Here is a 16,426-nt window from a genome sequence, read left to right as displayed (position 1 = left end):
CATAAACCGTGGTGGTGAACGCGGCGCGGATATTACGGAATATTTCACGCTGTAACAAGATATTTTTATTCACTATCTAGTTACTAAACGCTCTAACCCATTAAATATCCACATATTTTCTAAGGGCGACTACAGGAACCAGCGATACTCCCGCGCGCTGATGTCATGCAGAAATGCCAGATGATCCTGACGCTTGTTTTCGCAGTAGACGTCCACGAACTCCGCCCCCAAGCCTTCGCGCAGCGATGAATGACTTTGCATGGACTGCACCGCTTCGAGCATTTCCAGCGGAAAATCGATGCCACTGCTGCGGTCTTCATTAAGCGGTGCAATCGGCTCGCGCTCCCCTTCCAGGCCTTGCTCCAACCCCACCAGAATCGCCGCCAACGCCAGATACGGGTTGGCATCGGCGCCGGCCAGACGATGTTCAATGCGCAGGTTCTTGATGTCCGACTCCGGAATCCGCAAGCAGGCATCGCGATCCTCGAAGCCCCAACTGGCGCGGGACGCGACGTTCACCGTGCCGCTCAGGCGGCGCATGGCATTGTGGTTCGGGGCAAAAATCGGCATGCAGTGCGGCAACACATCCAGGCAACCGGCCACCGCATGACGCAGCGCCCGCTGGCCGTTCGCCGCCAGCAGGTTGTTGCCGGCCTGGTCATACAGGCTGACATGCACGTGCATGCCGCTGCCGGGGTGTTGCAAGTAAGGTTTGGCCATGAAGCTGGCGCGGTAGTTGTGCTTGAGCGCCACGCCCCGGGTGCTGCGGCAGAACAGGGCCGCCCAGTCGGCGGCGCGCAGGCCGTCATCGCAATGGCCGAAGTTGATTTCGAACTGGCCCGGGCCGAGTTCGGCGGTGATCACCGTGGCATCGACGCCCTGGGCTCGAGCGGTCTCGACCATTTCATCGAGCACCGGGGCGAAGCGCGACAAGCGCTCGATGTGCATGTTCGGCTGATCGTCGGCATCGCCGGTCAACTCATCACGGGGAAACTGCGGCAAGCCGTCCTTCAAGCGGCTGTCGAACAGGTAAAACTCCAGCTCGAAGGCCACCACCGGGAAAATGCCTTTGCGGTGCAGACGGTCCAGCACCCGCGCCAGCACTTCACGGGGTTCGAACTCGATGGGTTTTTCGGTGCCGTCGGAGGTGATCAGCATCTGGCCCAAGGGCTGCTTTTCCCAGCTCACCAGCTTCAGCGTGCCGGGCACCAAACGGCGCAGCGCGTCCGGGTCACCATCGTTGAAGCAGTAATCGCCGATCTTGAACAGCCCACCCTGGGTGCCGAGCAGCACGCAGTTCTGCGGCAGCTTCAATGCACTGCCGGCAGCGACTTTTTCCAGCATCTCGATCGGGTAGCGCTTGCCGTAGAAATGCCCCGGAATGTCCAGGGAGATCAGGTCGACGTAACGCACTTCAGGGTTACAGTGGCGGAAGTTGCGAACCTCGGCCAGCAGTTCAGAGCACACAGCATCCATCGTTTTGTTCCTTGTTGTTATCAGGTGTAAACCCAAAGCACGCGGGTCAGTTGGTCGGACAGGTTGCCGTAGCGGCAGTGCGCATGGCTGGCCAGTTGAAAGCTGTCGCCGGGGTGCAGGGTCACCGGTTCATTGTCGTCGAGCCACAGGGTCAGTTCCCCTTCCAGGACATAACCGCCCTGCTCGGAGCTGTCCTTCATGTGCCGGTCACCGCTGCTGGCACCGGGTTCGAGCTGGCTTTCGAGCATCGAGAACGACGCGCGCATTTTCGGCGAAACGAGGATGTCGGTGATGCCGTCGGCGTAGTACAGCGTGCGGCGCTCGTCCGGGCGGGTGACCCAGGACAAGGCCATGGGTTTGGGCAGGCTGTAGAAATAGGTGGTCGGCACCCCCAGGGTTTCGCTGATGGCGGTCAGGTCCGCCACCGTCGGGCGCGACAGGCCGCGCTCGACCTGGGACAGAAAACCCACGGAGCGGCCGATTTTGTCCGCCAGTTCCTTCAAGGTGTACTTCTTGTGTTTGCGCAGGTCCTGGATCAGGATCGCCAGCGCCGAGATTTCTTCTTGCATGTCCATCTAGAGGCTTCCAGAAAGTGTCGCTTCAAATGCTGTCGCGCAGTCGATACCAGGCCTTGCCGATGGCTTCCAGCGGCGCGGCCAGGTATTTGCCGCCGGGAAAACTGCCGTTGTTCAGGCCCTGGTACAGGGACAACTCGTCGGGCTGACCGAGTACCGCGTCGGACACCGCTCTCGCCGCGGCCAGTGTCGGCAGCACGCCATGCCCGGAATACCCCTGCATCCAGTACAGATCGCCCCGCCGTCCGATATCCGGTGTGCGCTTGAGGGTCAGGTCGATGTGGCCGCCCCAGGCAAACTCCAGATCGACGCCGGTGAGTTGCGGGAACACGCGCTCCAGGAACGGCCGGGTCGCGGCGGCGATGTCCTTGGGCATGCCGCCCAGGTAAGTGCAACCGCCGCCGAACAGCAGGCGGTTATCCGGGGTGCGGCGGAAATAATCGAGCACGAACTGGTTGTCGGTCACGCACACATTGCTCGGCAACAGCGCGGTGGCTAACTCCTTCGTCAGCGGCGCGGTCGCGACCTGATAGGTCCCGACCGGCAACACGCAACTGGCCAGTTGCGGGTCGAGTCGATCGAGGTAAGCGTTGCACGCCAGCACCAGCACATCGGCGCGAATACGACCGCGCTCGGTGGTCACCACAAACCCGTCGCCCTCCTCGGCATAGCTCAGCGCCTTGCTTTGCTCGTGGATGCGGCCACCGGCCCGCTCGATCGCATCCGCAAGGCCCAGGGCCAGTTTCAGCGGATTCAAATGCCCGCCCTCGGGATCGAACAGGCCGGCCTGATAACGCTCGCTGGCAACCCACTGCGGCAAATCGCTGCGCTCGATAAATTGCAGTTTGTCGTGGCCCCACTTGTGGCTCGCCTCGTGTTGCCACTCGGTCAGCAGGCCTACCCGACGGGGCATCACCGAGGTCCAGAGATGACCGGCGCGATAGTCGCAATCGAACTCATGGCGGCCGGGCAAGTCACGCAGCTCGCGCGCGGCCCAGCGCATGCCGTCCCACAAGCGCCGCGCCCGCTCGTAACCCAGCGCCGCTTCCAGCGGTGGCATGTCGCACGACCAACCGAGGATCGCCTGGCCGCCATTACGCCCGGACGCGGCCCAGGCCACCCGGCTGGCTTCGAGCAAAGTCACGCGCTTGCCGGCCAGCGCCAGACGCAAAGCCGTGTGCAATCCACTGAACCCGGCCCCGATGATCAGCACTTCGGTGTCTTGTTCACCTTCCAGTGCAGCTCGATTGACCAGACGATCGGCGCAGGTATGGGCGTAGTAACTGGCGACATGCCGGGTGGATTGCTGAAACATACGGCCTCGTGAAATTTTGTATTTTTAATTTCATGAAAAAATACACGGTAAATTTCACACAAGCAATCAACGCGTAAAAAATCCCGCTCAGGCGAACCCGAGCGGGATGTTTTTATTCAGACGTGACGTTCGAATCAATCAGGCCACGGGAATCATCGGATCCGCCGAAGCCAGCGCCGAGGCGCGATCAGCCGCCGGTGGGTAGATCCACTGGGTGTTGATCTGAGTCTTCAATGCCTTGGCTTCGTGCTTGACCAACTTGACCTGACGATCCCAACCCTCGGTGTACACCGCGCCCCAAGCGCCCAGATCGAGGCAGGTCACGTATTTCGGCTGGCTGTACGGCGTCGGGTCGACACCGAGAAGCTGCGCGGCGACATTGTTGCCGGCATGGCGGCCCAGCGAAATAGCATGCTGACAGGTCATCAAGGCGTAGTTGCCGATCTCGTCACTGGCCGCATAGGCGACGTCGCCGGTAGCGAAGATGTCGTTCTGGCCAATGACTTTCAGGTGCGCGTCAACATGCAGACGGCCCAGGTGATCACGTTCGGCGGGAATCTGCTCGGTCAGGGAGCTGGCGCGAACGCCGGTGGTCCAGACCACGGTTTTTGCATCGATGCGCGCACCGTCGGACAGGGTGACACCGTCGGCATCGACCGACACAACCGAAGCTTTCAAGTGCCATTGCACGCCGGTCGCCACGCTGGCCTCGACGATCGATTCGGCGATTTGCTCACCCATCGAGCCGCCCACTTTATCGCCGCGGTCCACGATGATCACATTGATGTCGGCACGGTCGCCGAGGATGGCCTGCAGGCGGGTCGGCATTTCAGTCGCCGTTTCGATCCCGGTGAAACCGCCACCAGCCACCACCACCGTGTTGCGCGCCTTGCTTTCGGGCTGGCTGGCCAGCGCCTTGAGGTGGTTTTCCAGGCGAACGGCCTGCTCGATCTGATCGACGTCGAAGGCATGTTCGGCCACGCCCGGAGTGCTCGACGAAGCCAGACGACTGCCGGTAGCCAGAACGAGTTTGTCGTAGCTGCAGACTTGTCGGGTCCCTGCGGCATCGACATAGCCGACCTGCTTTTGCTCGACGTTGATGGTCTGCGCCGCGCCCTTGATGAACTTGACCCCTACAGCATCAAACAGATCGCCAATCGGCGCGGCCAGTTGATGGGCATTCGGTTCGTAGAAGCGCGGACGCACACGGAGTTCGGCCTGAGGCGCCAGCACGGTCACTTCAACATCGTTGTGGCCGTGAATGTCGAACAGGCGCGTGGCACTCAATGCGGTCCACATGCCACCGAAACCTGCGCCGATCACCAGAATGTGCTGTTTCATTTTTTGACTCCTGGGGGGAATGACCAAGTGTTGAAAATCGTTGAGCGGTTTAGGACCGACGCGGGCTTGTACCCAGATAAGCGCCTGCCACTGCGACCGAGCAACTACGACTGTATTGATCCTAGTTAGATCCTGCAACAGGTTTTTATCGAGGGCTGCCACCGAAAAACGCGACCCATGACCTGAGCCCCCTGTATTCAGCGCATCACAGGAGTGTTTTGTTGTCATGAAAAAAGATTCAACGAGAAGGGATTCGTTGCCTTGCTTACTTTCTGCTGTTAGAATTTACGACTAATTCAGTCGGAGATTTGCATGTCTCTTTACAGCGCGGGTGTCGAATACGGCATCCACTGCCTGCTTTTTCTGGTGGGTAATGGCGGCGACTCGCGCGAAGCGAGCGTGCGCGACCTTGCCGATCTGCAAGGCGTCCCTCAGGACTATCTGGCGAAAATCTTCACCAAGCTGGCCAAGGCCAGACTGGTGGTCGCCACCGAAGGCGTGCGCGGTGGCTTCAAGCTGGCCCGGCCCGCCGACGAAATCACCTTGCTGGATATCGTCAATGCCATCGACGGCCGCAAGTCGATTTTCGATTGTCGGGAGATCCGTGGTCGTTGCGCCGTGTTTGACGGCGCCCCGCCTGAGTGGGCACTGGAGGGTCTGTGCGCGATCAATGGCGCGATGATGGTTGCGCAAAAACGCATGGAAGAGGCCCTCGCGCAACAAACCATCCTCGACATCGCCAGGAAATTCGGGCGCAAGGCCCCGCCAGAGTTCGGCGTCAAAGTGGAAAGCTGGATGAACGAGCGCCGGGAACGCAAAAGTGCCACCCAGGCCAGTGAGCAAATCATCCCGACGACCAACCTTTCAGACTGATCCACACAAAAAAAACCGGATGCGCACCAGACATCCGGTTTTTTCTGGATTCAGGCGAACATCGGTCGCTGACCGATTTTCGGTCTCCCGCGCTTACAAACAGTCGCGCACGATTTTGCGCAGGTCGCCGGACTTGGCCCAAGGTGGCCCCTGATACAGCGAAACCCGGCTGCCTTCCTTGTACTTCACGATATCCAGCACTTCGTCGGCCGTGATCACGCTGGGCGCGGTGATGCGGAATCCGTTGGATATCGAAACCTGGGTCGTATTCGATACTTCCTTTTGCCAGGCAGGCAACACGCACGCCGCATACTCTTTTGGCGTCTTCTCGCTGTGCTTGCTGACATTCGGCTCACCCGGTACCAACGAAGCCGGCAACGAGCACCCGCCCAGCAATGCCAACACGACTCCCCCCATCAACATCCGCATGCTGTTTCCTTTAATTTGAAATAAGAAAATGTAGCTCGCCGTCGTCCCTACAGCCATCCCCAACGATTCAGCGACTGTCATTGATATCGCTTGCCCCGGTTAGTTCCTTGAATTCAGATAATCCATCCATCTTTCGCAGGCGTCATGGTTGGTCGCCGCCTCCAGGTCAACGATCAATTCCTGGGCCATGGCCCTGAAATAATCGGTTGTGGTCATTTTACGTCGCCCCCGCAGGAACAATCGGCACTTGAGAAGGACAGCTTATTTTTTCGTTCGCTGTAATTTTCCCGACCAAAGGGGACCCCGCTGATTCAGACGAACACAACATACGGCGCGGTAAACAGGTCTAAAATTTTGGTGTGCAGAGTTCAGGAGGTCATCATGTGGCTTAACGAATCGGAACAGGAACTTCGGCGCGATCTACAAGGGCTTGCGTCAGACTTGCGCTGGTCGGCCGTCGAGCTGTTGCGCATCGAGCAGCAATTGCGCCTGCTCGGGAGCGAAATCGACGCGCAAGCCGTTCAAAGACTGTGTTCTTTATTTCAAGGCGATGAAGAAAAGCTGTCCGGCTACGCCGAGGAAGTGAAGGCCAAGGTCATTAGCCGCAACAAGGCTCAATAGCGGGAGCGCTGCCATGAACAGACCTCTATTCACGCTGGTCGTCGTACTGACCGCGTTGGCAGGCTGCAGCACCAACTCGATCTACAAGGATCAGCCGCTGGTCGCGAAAGTCGACACCGGCATGACCCAGGAGCAAGTCCGGCAAATCGGCGGCCAACCGCTGGCGGTCAGCAATCGTAGCGTCGAACCCGGTACGTGCTTTGACTACAAACTGACTCATGCCGACCATCAGCAGCCGTACAACGTCAGTTTCGACGGCCGCGGCATGGTCGACCACAAGAGCTTCATGACCTGCGCGGAGTGGAGCCACACGCAGCAAAAGGCCAGGGAACCCTCCCGCCCCAGCGGAGGCGGCGGCTACTAGCGCCCTTGAGGATTTTGCAGGCTGTAGGAGCGAGCTTGCTCGCGATGGACTCAAGCGCGGCGGGTTTAGCCAGGAAACACGCGTTATCGTTAGCGACCATCGCGAGCAAGCTCGCTCCTACAGGGGGGCTTCATTTTCCCGCTGGCCTGGCAGCACGTGCCCTGTAGCCGGGCAGCGATGCGGCAAATGCCAGCGCTTCTTCCCGACTGGCAAACGAGCCAAGCCGGTCACCTTGGGTACATACCCGCCAGGGGCCGTTGTTCACGCTGAGTACGTCATAACCATTCATGTGCATCTTGTTCAACATAGGAACGCTCATAGTCACCTCCTCTCGGGCAGCGATCTCAGGTTGACTTGCCTACCTTACACCCACCCTTGTCCAAAATACCGACCAGACGTCGCCATGGAAATTCCCGAAATCGATTGCACTTTTCCTCGCATTGCCCCCTCGAATTACTCGTAAAGTGCTCAATCGACCCTGGCCCGAATGCTGCATTTCAATGCCTGCACCATCTCAACCGGCCATTAGGTAATCAATGAAAGTACGCGCAACGATCATCTGCGAGCAGGACAGGCATGTACTGCTGGTACGCAAACGAGGAGGACGCTGGACGCTGCCCGGCGGCAAGCTCGAACGGGGTGAAAGCGCAGCCGATGCCGCCGTTCGCGAGCTGCTGGAGGAAACCGGCCTGCGGGTCGACGAGTTGATATACGTGCTGGAACTGGAGTCGGGCGGCACCCGACACCACGTATTCGAGGTGTCGGTGCTGAATCTGGAGCAATTGCGACCGCTCAACGAAATCACCGATTGCATCTGGCACCCCCTTGATGCGCTACACAACCTGAACATCAGCGACGCCATGCGCAGTATTGTCAGCACCTTTGTGCGCCGCTTGTAGGCCCTAGCCTTTGGCCAACGCCGTCGCAGCCCTGTCGATCAAGGCCGCCACTTCGGCGGGCATCGACGCCAATGACGCGTGGCTGGCATTCAAGGTCAGGATCTCCCGGGCGTTGAGTCGCGCGGCCATCCATTGCTGGTTCTGTGGCGCGATCATCCGGTCTGCGGTCGAAATCTGATACCACGATGGCTTTTTCTTCCAGGCCACCGTGCCAATGGTGTCACCGAAGGTACTCGCCAGCGGCGCTTTCTGGGTGATACCCATGACCAACCCTTCGGTCGCCGGCAGGTCCTGACAGAAGCTTTCGTGGTAGAGCTCAGGCTTGACCCACAGGTATCCGTCGCTGTCGGGAGCCAGGTTGGCCGCCGCCGCCGGCAGATGCCTTTGCGTGATGCCACCGGGGCTTTCACCGGCGTCCGGTGCGAATGCGGCGATGTACACCAGGCCCACCACATTCGGCAAATCACCCGCTTCGGTGATCACCGCGCCGCCATAGGAATGCCCCACCAGCAGCACCGGACCGGGCACCTGGGCGACCATCTTGCGCGTACGCTCGGCATCATCGGCCAGCGAAGTCAGCGGCAACTCGACGGCACGAATGCGCGTGTCACCACGGCTGACCAATTTAACGATGACCTTGTTCCAGTGGGCAGCGCCGCCCCAAAAACCATGGACCAGCACGATCGTGGGTTTATCACTCATCACCATGACTCCGTTTGCCGATGGGGTTGTCTGTCGTTCGCCTCAGCCCTGATCGCCGCCGCCCACGGGCATGACCATGCCGGTGATATAGGACGCGTCGTCGCTGGCCAGAAACAGAATAGCCCCCGCCTGCTCATCCAGGGTGCCGTAGCGTTTCATCAAACTGCTGTCGAGGGTCTGGTCGACGATCTGCTGGTACCAGAGTTTTTCCTGCTCACTCTGCTCGGCACCATTGCGGGGTATGCGTCGCGGCGGTGCTTCGGTGCCACCAGGCGCCGTCGCATTGACTCGCACGCCGCGACCGGCGGTTTCGAATGCCAGACAAGCGGTCAAGGCATTGACCCCACCCTTTGCCGCACCGTAGGGCACGCGGTTGAGGCTGCGGGTGGCGATGGAGGAAACGTTGACGATCGCACCGCTGCCCTGCTGCAACATGAACGGCAGCGCGGCATGGCAACACCACAAGGTCGGGAACAGCGAACGGCGAACCTCGGCCTCGATCTGTGACGCTTCATAGTGCTCGAACGGCTTGGCCCAGATCGTCCCGCCGACGTTATTGACCAGCACATCGAGGCGACTGAAGCGCTCGACGGCGGTTTGCATCACCCGACTGCATTCCTCGTATTGCTCAAGGTCGGCGGTCAGGGCCAGTACCTGGGTGGTTGGCGCCAACTGTTGCTGGACTTCGAACACCAGGTCGGAGCGATCCACCAGGATCAGCTTCGCCCCTTCGGCGGCCATACGCTCGGCCACCCGCCGCCCGATACCTTGGGCTGCGCCGGTGATCAGGACGACTTTTTCGTGAAATCTGTTCATGTGTACCTCATGAAGAAGGTTGCCGTTCAACTGTGGGAGCGAGCTTGCTCGCGAAAGCGGTGTCACGGGCAACATCGATGTTGAATGTTCCTGCCTCTTCGCGAGCAAGCCCGCTCCCACATGAGTCCTGTGTCGGGCACAGCATTTGTGTACGACTGCTACCAACTGTGGGAGCGGGCTTGCTCGCGAAAGCGGCCTCAGGGGCAATATCAATGCTGGATGTTCCGGCCTCTTCGCGAGCAGGCTCGCTCCCACATTGGGTATTTATGCGTGGCTCACGCCGCGCTGGCGGCAAATTTTTCGTAGTAGAAATTTGCTGGCTTGATGCCTTGCTCGCCAATGTACCGGCTGACGGCTTCGACCATCGGCGGCGGGCCGCACAGGTAGACGTCGACGTCGCCATCGTTCAAATGCCTGGGCTCGATGTGCTGGGTCACATAGCCCTTGAGCGGGTGTTGGCTCTCGGGGCTGGCGACGCAGGCGCTGAAGGTGAAGTTGGGGATGCGCGCGGCAAAGGCTTCGAGACGGTCGAGTTCCACCAGGTCGAAATCGTGGGTCACGCCGTAGATCAGATGCAGCGGGTGATCGCTGCCCTGCTCGGCGATCTTCTCCAGCATCGCGGTGAACGGCGCCAGCCCGGTGCCACCGGCCAGCAGCAACAACGGCCGACGGATGTCGCGCAGGTAGAAGCTGCCCAAAGGACCGGCCAGGCTCATGCAGTCGCCGGCCTTGGCCATGCCGGTGAGGAAGCTGCTCATCAGGCCACCCGGCACGTTGCGGATCAGGAAACTGACCTCACCGTTGCGCTGCAACGAACTGAACGAATAGGCACGGGTCTGCTCGCTGCCGGGAATCCCCAGGTTCACGTATTGCCCCGGCAGGAACGCCAGTTTGCTCAGGGATTCGCCCTTGATCGACAGCGCGATAGTGCTGTCGGACAGTTGGCGCACGGCACTGATGGTCGCGTCATAACTGGCCTGACGGGTGCGGCAAACCTGCGAGGACGTCGGTACGCGCACCACGCAATCGCTCTGCGCACGCATCTGGCAGGTCAGGACAAAACCCTGCTCGGCCTCTTCAGGGCTGAGGGCGTCTTCGATGTACTCCTCGCCCAGATCGTAGGTGCCGGCTTCGGCAAAACACTTGCAGGTACCGCAAGCACCGTCGCGGCAGTCCAGCGGGATGTTGATGCCCTGGCGGTACGCGGCATCGGCCACGGTTTCGCCGACGTTGGCGTCGATGAACCGGGTGACGCCGTCTTCAAAATTGAACGCAATGGAATGGGTCATGACGGCAGTCTCACAAGTGGTAGACATCGATGACCTGGCGAACGTAATCGTTCTTCAGAATCACTTTCTTGGCCAGGATCAGCGGGTTTTCACCGCGCACGTCGAGGGTGTAGAAACTGCTGCCGAAATAGCTGTCGACCGTCTTGTAGCGAAAACTCAGGGTGTGCCAGTTGAAGCGCACCTTGCACAGTCCGTCGGCCTGTTCGAGCAGCTCGATGTTGCTGATGTTGTGGGAGGTGCGGGTGTCCGGCACGCTGGCGCTGGAGCGCTCGGTCTTGATGCGGAAGACGCGGTCTTCAAGGCCCGTGCGGTTGCCGTACCAGATCAGCGAGATTTCCCGCTGCGGGTCTTCGGTCAATTCGTCGTTATCGTCCCAGGACGGCATCCAGAATGTCGCGTCGGGGGCGTACAGCTCCAGCCACTCGTCCCACTGACGATCATCGAGGTAGCGCGCCTCGCGGTAGAGGAAATCGCGCACGGCATCGTAAGAAATGGTCATTGCACGTCCTCCACGGCGATCAGCTTCGACTGTTCGGCAGCCAATGCCTTGAGCATGGTCTGCTGCCAGTACTTGTGTTGCAGCACGAACAGGCCTTCGTCCTCGGTGCGCACGCCGCTGAGCAGCGGATGCAGGTCGATTTCTTTTGCAGCCTCGTCAGCACCTTCGATCCAGTGTTCGGCGCCACGGGACATGTCGTTCCAGGTGGTGACGCTGCCCTGGTAGCTGGTCTGACAGGAGCGGAACTCTTCCAGATCGTCGGGCGTGGCCATGCCGCTGACGTTGAAGAAATCCTCGTACTGGCGAATCCGGCTGGAACGGGCGTGGTCGCTCTCGCCTTTGGGGGCGATGCAGTAGATGGTGATTTCCGTGCGGTTGACCGAGATCGGCCGGGCAATGCGGATCTGCGAGCTGAACTGGTCCATCAGGTACACGTTGGGGTACAGGCACAGGTTGCGCGAGTTCTCGATCATCCAGTCGGCGCGGGCCTTGCCGAAGTCTTGCGCCAGCTCATCGCGGCGCTCGTACAGTGGACGGTCCTCGGGGTTGGCCCAACGGGTCCAGAGCAGCATGTGGCCCTTGTCGAAGGAATAGAAACCACCGCCCTGCTTGGCCCAGCTGCCGGCGCTCATGGTCGGGTTGGTGTCGCCGGCTTCGCGCTGCTTGCGCTGGTTCTGGGTGGCCGCGTAGTTCCAGTGCACGGAGCTGACGTGGTAGCCATCGGCGCCGTTCTCGGCGGTGAGTTTCCAGTTGCCTTCGTAGATGTAGCTGGAGGAGCCACGCAGCACTTCCAGGCCATCGGCTGACTGGTCGACGATCATGTCGATGATCTTCGCCGACTCGCCCAGGTGTTCGACCAGTGGCAGCACATCAGCTTTCAGGCTGCCGAACAGGAAGCCGCGATAGGACTCGAACCGCGCAACCTTGGTCAGGTCGTGGGAGCCTTCGCAGTTGAAACTCGACGGGTATCCGGCGTTGGCCGGGTCCTTGACCTTGAGCAGCTTGCCGGAGTTGTTGAAAGTCCAGCCGTGGAACGGGCAGGTGTAGGAGCTCTTGTTGCCGGACTTGTGCCGGCACAGGGTCGCGCCGCGATGGCTGCAGGCGTTGATAAAGGCGTTGAGCACACCGTCCTTGTTGCGCGCGATGAAGATCGACTGGCGCCCCATGGTGGTGGTGTAGAAATCGTTGATGTTGGGGATCTGGCTTTCGTGGGCCAGATACAGCCAGTTGCCTTCGAAGATGTGTTCCATCTCCAGATCGAACAACCGGGGGTCGGTGAACATCTCGCGCTTGCAGCGATAGAGGCCTTGCTCGGGATCGTCTTCAAGCAGGGAATGCAAATATTCGGGTCGCAGGGTCATGGCCGCCGCCTCCATTGTTATTGTTCAGGCAGGGGTCATGCTAGGACGGGGGGTCAGGCTGGAATATCCGCGCAGTGCAGACCTTTATCCGTTTTGTGCAGTGTGTTTTTTGTAGGAGCGAGCTTGCTCGCGAAAAACCTGAGAGCACTGCGGGGTGTCAGGTTCCCCGCGTCATCGTTGACCTCCATCGCGAGCAGGCTCGCTCCTACAGTAGATCGGGAGCCATTGCTGGCGCCTCAATGCCGGCGCTTGAGGGTATCGGACGGCAATTCGCCGAACTGCTTGCGGTAGCTGTCGGAGAACCGGCCCAGGTGCAGGAAGCCGTAATCCATTGCCACTTCGGTGACGTTGCGCACGTTGCAGGTTGGATCGCTCAGGCAAGCGTTGATGCGTTCCAGGCGTTTCTGGCGTAGATAGTTTTTCGGCGTAAGGCCGGCATTTCGCTCGAACAATCCGTACAACGAGCGCAGGCTCATGTGGGCCTGGCGCGCCAGCTCTTCGCTGTCGATGTCCTGCTTGAGGTTATTGGCGATGTAGTCGGCAATCGCCTCGAACGTGGCCGTCTGCGAGCCCAGTTCGAGGCGGCTGACGTTGGTTTTCATCAAGCTGAGCATCTTGCTGACGATGATCTGCGTGTAATGCTCCTGGACCCTGGGGATCTGCTCGGTGGATTCGGCCTCCTGGCAGATCATCGCCAACAGGTTGACGAAGCCTTCCAGTTCATCGAGCTGATAACGGTTTTCCAGAAACCGCACGCCCTGCCCCGGATAACGCCAGCGCTGCTCATCGCAGACCGATTCAAATAAGCGGGTCGGGACTTTGAGGATGAATTTTTCGCAATCGGCGGAGTACGTCAAGTCCACCGGATCGTCAGGATTGATCAGCAGCAATTCGCCGGGAGCGAAGTAATGTTCCTGGCCGTGGCCACGCCACAGGCAATTGCCGCGCAGCAGCACTTGCAGGTGATAGATGCTGTCCAGCGCACCGGACGTCACCCGCACACTGGCACCGTAGCTAATGCGGCACAGGTCGAGGCTGGCGAACTTGCGATGGTCAAGGCTGGCCAGCGGGCTGCCGGCACGTGGCATGAGAATGCAGTGATTACCGACGTGCTGATTGACGTAGCCCGACACCGCATAGGGGTCGGCATGGTCGAACACTCTGCTGCGCTGACTCAACAGTTGAGCTTGCATCATCGGGTCACTCTCGTTGTTGTTATAGGTTGCGTCGGGGCATTCTAAGGCAGTACTTGCAGCGGTGTATCAGTGGACTGACCTGTGGGCCTTCTCAATGAAACCTGTAGGAGCGAGCCTGCTCGCGATGGACTTGAGGACGCCGCGGGGAATCAGGCACCCGGCGTTATCGTTAACGTCCATCGCGAGCAGGCTCGCTCCTACAGGGAATCAGGACAATCAGTCCTCGAGTGCGCGAACCCGCTCGTGGCGCTGCTGTTCTTCAGGCTGGGCCGACGACTGCAGGGTGAAATCGAAGTCGATTTCGGCAAAGCGACCGCTCACACCATGGGCCGCCGCGCGCTGCTGATCGTCGCTGAAGGTGATTTTGGCGATCAGTTCGTCACGGGTGGCGTAGGCGAAATCGTCGTGCAGGTATTGATCGCCGTCAAGGTTGATCTGGGTGGTCAGGTGGCGATGATCCGGCGCGGAAATGAAGAAGTGCACGTGCGCCGGACGCTGGCCATGACGACCCAGTTGATCGAGCAGTTGCTGGGTCGGACCGTCCGGTGGGCAGCCGTAGCCCGACGGCACGATGCTGCGGAAACGATAGCGGCCTTCGGCGTCGGTCACGATACGGCGACGCAGGTTGAATTCCGATTGCGTGGTGTCGAAGTACGAGTAGGTGCCACCGGTATTGGCGTGCCAGACGTCTACCACGGCACCGGCCAGGGGTTCGCCAGCGGTGTTGAACACGCGGCCTTGCATGAACAGGGTCACACCCGGATCGACGCCGTCGTCCAGACGCGCTTCGCCTTGCGACAGCGGCGCACCCGCCACGTACAGCGGGCCTTCGATGGTGCGCGGGGTGCCGCCGGACTTGCCGGCCTGCTCGTCTTCGGCGTCCATCAGCAGGTCGAGGTAGTGCTCCAGACCGAGACCGGCCACCACCAGCCCGGCTTCCTGGCGAGCGCCCAGCACGTTGAGGTAGTTGACGGCTTTCCAGAACTCTTCCGGGGTCACGGCCAGGTCTTCGATGATGTTCACCGAATCACGCAGGATGCGATAGACCAATGCCTTGGTCCGTGGGTTGCCGGCATCGTTGAGCAGGCCGCTGGCCTCTTCGAGAAATTTCTGGACTTCGGCAGTGTGGGAAATCTTGACGTTCATTTTGAAGGGTTCCTCATCTTGTAATTATTAGCGTAGCGCTGAACAGGCTGGGCTCAGCGGTCATCGTCACGGATGGAAGAAGGATGCCGGCACATCGCGTCGATTTCGATGGCCATGTACGGGAACAGCGGTAATTGCATCAGCAGGTCATGCAGTTCCTGAACGCTGTCGACATCGAACACGCTGTAGTTGGCGTAGTGCCCGGCGATGCGCCACAGGTGGCGCCACTTGCCCTGCTCTTGCAGGCGCTGGGCCAGGGCTTTCTCGTCAGCCTTGAGTTTGGCTGCCGCTTCGGGATTCATGTCGACCGGCAGATTCACGGTCATTTTTACGTGGAACAGCATAATGCTCTCCTCAGGCTTGATGAATGGCGGTGGATGTCTTGTCGCGGCGGAAGAACGCCAGGCGCTCTTCATCCAGGCTCAGGCCCAGGCCCGGCGTTTTCGGCACGTGCAGTTCAAAATCGCGATACACCAGCGGTTCGCTGAGAATGTCTTCGGTCAGCAGCAACGGGCCGAACAGTTCGGTGTCCCACGCCAGCTTGTTCAGGGTGACGAAGGCATGGGCCGAGGCCATGGTGCCCAGGCCACCTTCAAGCATGGTGCCGCCGTACAGGGCAATACCGGCCGCTTCAGCGATGGAGGCGGTGCGCAATACGGCACGTGGGCCACCATTCTTGGCAATTTTCAGGGCGAACACCGAAGCTGCGCCTTCGCGGGCCAGGTTGAACGCATCTTCCACGCATTCGATGGATTCGTCGGCCATGATCGGCGCCGGGCTCATCGCGTTGAGGCGAGCCATGCCGGCGCGGTTGTTGCGCGAGATCGGCTGTTCGATCAGGTCGATGCCGTTGGTGCCGAGGATCCGGCAGGCCCGCAGCGCCACCGCTTCGTCCCAGGCCTGATTGACGTCGACCCGCACGCTGGCGCGGTCACCCAGGGCCTTCTTGATGGCGATGACGTGGGCCAGGTCGCGGTTGACCTCCCCGGCGCCGATCTTCAGTTTGAAGATGCGGTGGCGACGCAGGTCGAGCATTTTTTCCGCTTCGGCGATGTCCTTCTCGGTGTCGCCGCTGGCCAGGGTCCAGGCCACGGGCAGCGCATCGCGAACACGACCGCCAAGCAATTCGCTGACCGGCAGGCCGAGGCGTTTGCCCAAGGCATCGAGCAGTGCGGTTTCAATACCGGATTTGGCGAAGGTGTTGCCACGAATGCTGCGCTCCAGGCGCAACATGGCAGCGTTGACGTTGTTGCTGTCCTGGCCGATCAACAGTGGCGCGAAGTGCGTGTCGATGTTGGTCTTGATGCTGTCCGGGCTTTCATTGCCGTAAGCCAGACCACCGATGGTGGTGGATTCGCCGATGCCTTCGATGCCGTCGGCGCAACGCACGCGGATGATCACCAGGGTCTGGTTCTGCATGGTGTGCATCGCCAGCTTGTGCGGGCGGATGGTTGGCAGATCGACGATGATCGTCTCGATCGACTCAATGGCTGTTGCAAGCATTTCGATACCCGTCAGGTTCTT

At 60.2% G+C, this 16,426-nt stretch carries 19 protein-coding genes; 4 read left to right on the top strand and 15 right to left on the bottom strand.

What is annotated here, in order from left to right; translation table 11 throughout:
• Nucleotides 1-129: 129 nt before the first annotated feature.
• The 4 genes from PspS34_RS10570 to PspS34_RS10555 all read right to left on the bottom strand — a co-directional run bounded on the left by PspS34_RS10570 (nucleotide 130) and on the right by PspS34_RS10555 (nucleotide 4,707).
• Entirely contained in the window at nucleotides 130-1,476 is a 1,347-nt protein-coding gene (locus PspS34_RS10570; RefSeq protein ID WP_159389675.1) for a glutamine synthetase family protein, read from the bottom strand.
• 20 nt (nucleotides 1,477-1,496) lie between these two features.
• Nucleotides 1,497-2,051 carry an XRE family transcriptional regulator gene (locus PspS34_RS10565; protein WP_008000492.1) on the bottom strand — a complete coding sequence of 185 codons (555 nt, stop codon included), beginning with the start codon at nucleotides 2,049-2,051 and terminating at the stop codon, nucleotides 1,497-1,499.
• A 25-nt stretch (nucleotides 2,052-2,076) separates the two neighbouring features.
• On the bottom strand, nucleotides 2,077-3,366 hold the full coding sequence (locus tag PspS34_RS10560) for an FAD-binding oxidoreductase (RefSeq protein WP_159389674.1): 1,290 nt from the start codon (nucleotides 3,364-3,366) through the stop codon (nucleotides 2,077-2,079).
• A gap of 138 nt (nucleotides 3,367-3,504) precedes the next feature.
• Nucleotides 3,505-4,707, bottom strand: coding sequence for an NAD(P)/FAD-dependent oxidoreductase (locus PspS34_RS10555; RefSeq protein ID WP_159389673.1), 1,203 nt, complete (start codon nucleotides 4,705-4,707; stop codon nucleotides 3,505-3,507).
• Nucleotides 4,708-5,019: 312 nt separating this feature from the next.
• On the opposite strand from PspS34_RS10555, the gene PspS34_RS10550 reads away from it, so the two are divergent.
• Nucleotides 5,020-5,580, top strand: a complete 561-nt coding sequence (locus tag PspS34_RS10550) for an Rrf2 family transcriptional regulator (protein WP_154862408.1) — start codon at nucleotides 5,020-5,022, stop codon at nucleotides 5,578-5,580.
• A 93-nt stretch (nucleotides 5,581-5,673) separates the two neighbouring features.
• Here PspS34_RS10550 and PspS34_RS10545 read toward each other — a convergent pair whose 3' ends face one another.
• On the bottom strand, nucleotides 5,674-6,009 hold the full coding sequence (locus PspS34_RS10545; RefSeq protein ID WP_057715459.1) for a hypothetical protein: 336 nt from the start codon (nucleotides 6,007-6,009) through the stop codon (nucleotides 5,674-5,676).
• Between the two features lie 381 nt (nucleotides 6,010-6,390).
• On the opposite strand from PspS34_RS10545, the gene PspS34_RS10540 reads away from it, so the two are divergent.
• The gene (locus tag PspS34_RS10540) at nucleotides 6,391-6,630 is read left to right on the top strand and encodes a hypothetical protein (RefSeq protein WP_159389672.1); all 240 of its coding nucleotides are present in this window, start codon (nucleotides 6,391-6,393) and stop codon (nucleotides 6,628-6,630) included.
• A gap of 13 nt (nucleotides 6,631-6,643) precedes the next feature.
• Complete coding sequence (gene osmE, locus PspS34_RS10535; RefSeq protein WP_150814964.1) at nucleotides 6,644-6,994, top strand: osmotically-inducible lipoprotein OsmE; 351 nt, start codon at nucleotides 6,644-6,646, stop codon at nucleotides 6,992-6,994.
• Between the two features lie 130 nt (nucleotides 6,995-7,124).
• On the opposite strand, the gene PspS34_RS10530 is transcribed toward osmE, so the two are convergent.
• Nucleotides 7,125-7,313 (bottom strand): SPOR domain-containing protein, encoded by a 189-nt coding sequence (locus tag PspS34_RS10530; RefSeq protein ID WP_057715463.1) that lies wholly within the window; start codon nucleotides 7,311-7,313, stop codon nucleotides 7,125-7,127.
• Between the two features lie 217 nt (nucleotides 7,314-7,530).
• Between PspS34_RS10530 and PspS34_RS10525 the strand changes: the two genes are divergently transcribed.
• A complete protein-coding gene (locus PspS34_RS10525) occupies nucleotides 7,531-7,893 on the top strand; it encodes an NUDIX hydrolase (protein WP_150814966.1) in 363 nt (120 codons plus the stop codon).
• A 3-nt stretch (nucleotides 7,894-7,896) separates the two neighbouring features.
• Here PspS34_RS10525 and PspS34_RS10520 read toward each other — a convergent pair whose 3' ends face one another.
• The 9 genes from PspS34_RS10520 to PspS34_RS10480 form a co-directional block, all read right to left on the bottom strand.
• Nucleotides 7,897-8,595, bottom strand: a complete 699-nt coding sequence (locus PspS34_RS10520) for an alpha/beta hydrolase (protein WP_057715465.1) — start codon at nucleotides 8,593-8,595, stop codon at nucleotides 7,897-7,899.
• Nucleotides 8,596-8,637: 42 nt separating this feature from the next.
• The gene (locus tag PspS34_RS10515; RefSeq protein ID WP_154947541.1) at nucleotides 8,638-9,411 is read right to left on the bottom strand and encodes a 1,6-dihydroxycyclohexa-2,4-diene-1-carboxylate dehydrogenase; all 774 of its coding nucleotides are present in this window, start codon (nucleotides 9,409-9,411) and stop codon (nucleotides 8,638-8,640) included.
• Between the two features lie 275 nt (nucleotides 9,412-9,686).
• Entirely contained in the window at nucleotides 9,687-10,700 is a 1,014-nt protein-coding gene (gene benC, locus PspS34_RS10510) for a benzoate 1,2-dioxygenase electron transfer component BenC (protein ID WP_159389671.1), read from the bottom strand.
• Between the two features lie 10 nt (nucleotides 10,701-10,710).
• Entirely contained in the window at nucleotides 10,711-11,199 is a 489-nt protein-coding gene (benB, locus tag PspS34_RS10505) for a benzoate 1,2-dioxygenase small subunit (protein ID WP_102672557.1), read from the bottom strand.
• Nucleotides 11,196-12,560 carry a benzoate 1,2-dioxygenase large subunit gene (benA, locus tag PspS34_RS10500; protein ID WP_057715469.1) on the bottom strand — a complete coding sequence of 455 codons (1,365 nt, stop codon included), beginning with the start codon at nucleotides 12,558-12,560 and terminating at the stop codon, nucleotides 11,196-11,198. The genes benB and benA overlap by 4 nt, the downstream gene beginning before the upstream one ends.
• Before the next feature lie 236 nt (nucleotides 12,561-12,796).
• On the bottom strand, nucleotides 12,797-13,756 hold the full coding sequence (locus PspS34_RS10495) for an AraC family transcriptional regulator (protein ID WP_057715470.1): 960 nt from the start codon (nucleotides 13,754-13,756) through the stop codon (nucleotides 12,797-12,799).
• Nucleotides 13,757-13,972: 216 nt separating this feature from the next.
• A complete protein-coding gene (gene catA / locus PspS34_RS10490) occupies nucleotides 13,973-14,902 on the bottom strand; it encodes a catechol 1,2-dioxygenase (RefSeq protein WP_057715471.1) in 930 nt (309 codons plus the stop codon).
• A gap of 53 nt (nucleotides 14,903-14,955) precedes the next feature.
• A complete protein-coding gene (gene catC, locus PspS34_RS10485) occupies nucleotides 14,956-15,246 on the bottom strand; it encodes a muconolactone Delta-isomerase (protein WP_008053771.1) in 291 nt (96 codons plus the stop codon).
• Between the two features lie 10 nt (nucleotides 15,247-15,256).
• Complete coding sequence (locus tag PspS34_RS10480) at nucleotides 15,257-16,405, bottom strand: muconate cycloisomerase family protein (protein ID WP_174245512.1); 1,149 nt, start codon at nucleotides 16,403-16,405, stop codon at nucleotides 15,257-15,259.
• Between the last annotated feature and the right edge of the window lie 21 nt (nucleotides 16,406-16,426).

Source organism: Pseudomonas sp. S34 (assembly GCF_009866745.1).
In the GTDB taxonomy this organism is placed as follows: Bacteria; Pseudomonadota; Gammaproteobacteria; order Pseudomonadales; family Pseudomonadaceae; genus Aquipseudomonas; species Aquipseudomonas jessenii.
The sequence above is the reverse complement of the archived record's forward strand: the minus strand, read 5'-3'. Positions and strand labels throughout refer to the sequence as shown.

Excerpts from the sequence above, each read along its gene's own strand:
- PspS34_RS10560 (WP_159389674.1), bottom strand. The coding sequence starts at position 3,366 with ATGTTTCAGCAATCCACCCGGCATGTCGCCAGTTACTACGCCCATACC.
- catC (WP_008053771.1), bottom strand. The coding sequence starts at position 15,246 with ATGCTGTTCCACGTAAAAATGACCGTGAATCTGCCGGTCGACATGAAT.
- PspS34_RS10515 (WP_154947541.1), bottom strand. The coding sequence starts at position 9,411 with ATGAACAGATTTCACGAAAAAGTCGTCCTGATCACCGGCGCAGCCCAA.
- benB (WP_102672557.1), bottom strand. The coding sequence starts at position 11,199 with ATGACCATTTCTTACGATGCCGTGCGCGATTTCCTCTACCGCGAGGCG.
- PspS34_RS10540 (WP_159389672.1), top strand. The coding sequence starts at position 6,391 with ATGTGGCTTAACGAATCGGAACAGGAACTTCGGCGCGATCTACAAGGG.
- PspS34_RS10525 (WP_150814966.1), top strand. The coding sequence starts at position 7,531 with ATGAAAGTACGCGCAACGATCATCTGCGAGCAGGACAGGCATGTACTG.
- PspS34_RS10495 (WP_057715470.1), bottom strand. The coding sequence starts at position 13,756 with ATGATGCAAGCTCAACTGTTGAGTCAGCGCAGCAGAGTGTTCGACCAT.
- PspS34_RS10520 (WP_057715465.1), bottom strand. The coding sequence starts at position 8,595 with ATGAGTGATAAACCCACGATCGTGCTGGTCCATGGTTTTTGGGGCGGC.
- PspS34_RS10480 (WP_174245512.1), bottom strand. The coding sequence starts at position 16,405 with ATGCTTGCAACAGCCATTGAGTCGATCGAGACGATCATCGTCGATCTG.
- benC (WP_159389671.1), bottom strand. The coding sequence starts at position 10,700 with ATGACCCATTCCATTGCGTTCAATTTTGAAGACGGCGTCACCCGGTTC.
- PspS34_RS10550 (WP_154862408.1), top strand. The coding sequence starts at position 5,020 with ATGTCTCTTTACAGCGCGGGTGTCGAATACGGCATCCACTGCCTGCTT.
- catA (WP_057715471.1), bottom strand. The coding sequence starts at position 14,902 with ATGAACGTCAAGATTTCCCACACTGCCGAAGTCCAGAAATTTCTCGAA.
- PspS34_RS10570 (WP_159389675.1), bottom strand. The coding sequence starts at position 1,476 with ATGGATGCTGTGTGCTCTGAACTGCTGGCCGAGGTTCGCAACTTCCGC.
- PspS34_RS10530 (WP_057715463.1), bottom strand. The coding sequence starts at position 7,313 with ATGAGCGTTCCTATGTTGAACAAGATGCACATGAATGGTTATGACGTA.
- benA (WP_057715469.1), bottom strand. The coding sequence starts at position 12,560 with ATGACCCTGCGACCCGAATATTTGCATTCCCTGCTTGAAGACGATCCC.
- PspS34_RS10565 (WP_008000492.1), bottom strand. The coding sequence starts at position 2,051 with ATGGACATGCAAGAAGAAATCTCGGCGCTGGCGATCCTGATCCAGGAC.
- PspS34_RS10545 (WP_057715459.1), bottom strand. The coding sequence starts at position 6,009 with ATGCGGATGTTGATGGGGGGAGTCGTGTTGGCATTGCTGGGCGGGTGC.
- PspS34_RS10555 (WP_159389673.1), bottom strand. The coding sequence starts at position 4,707 with ATGAAACAGCACATTCTGGTGATCGGCGCAGGTTTCGGTGGCATGTGG.
- osmE (WP_150814964.1), top strand. The coding sequence starts at position 6,644 with ATGAACAGACCTCTATTCACGCTGGTCGTCGTACTGACCGCGTTGGCA.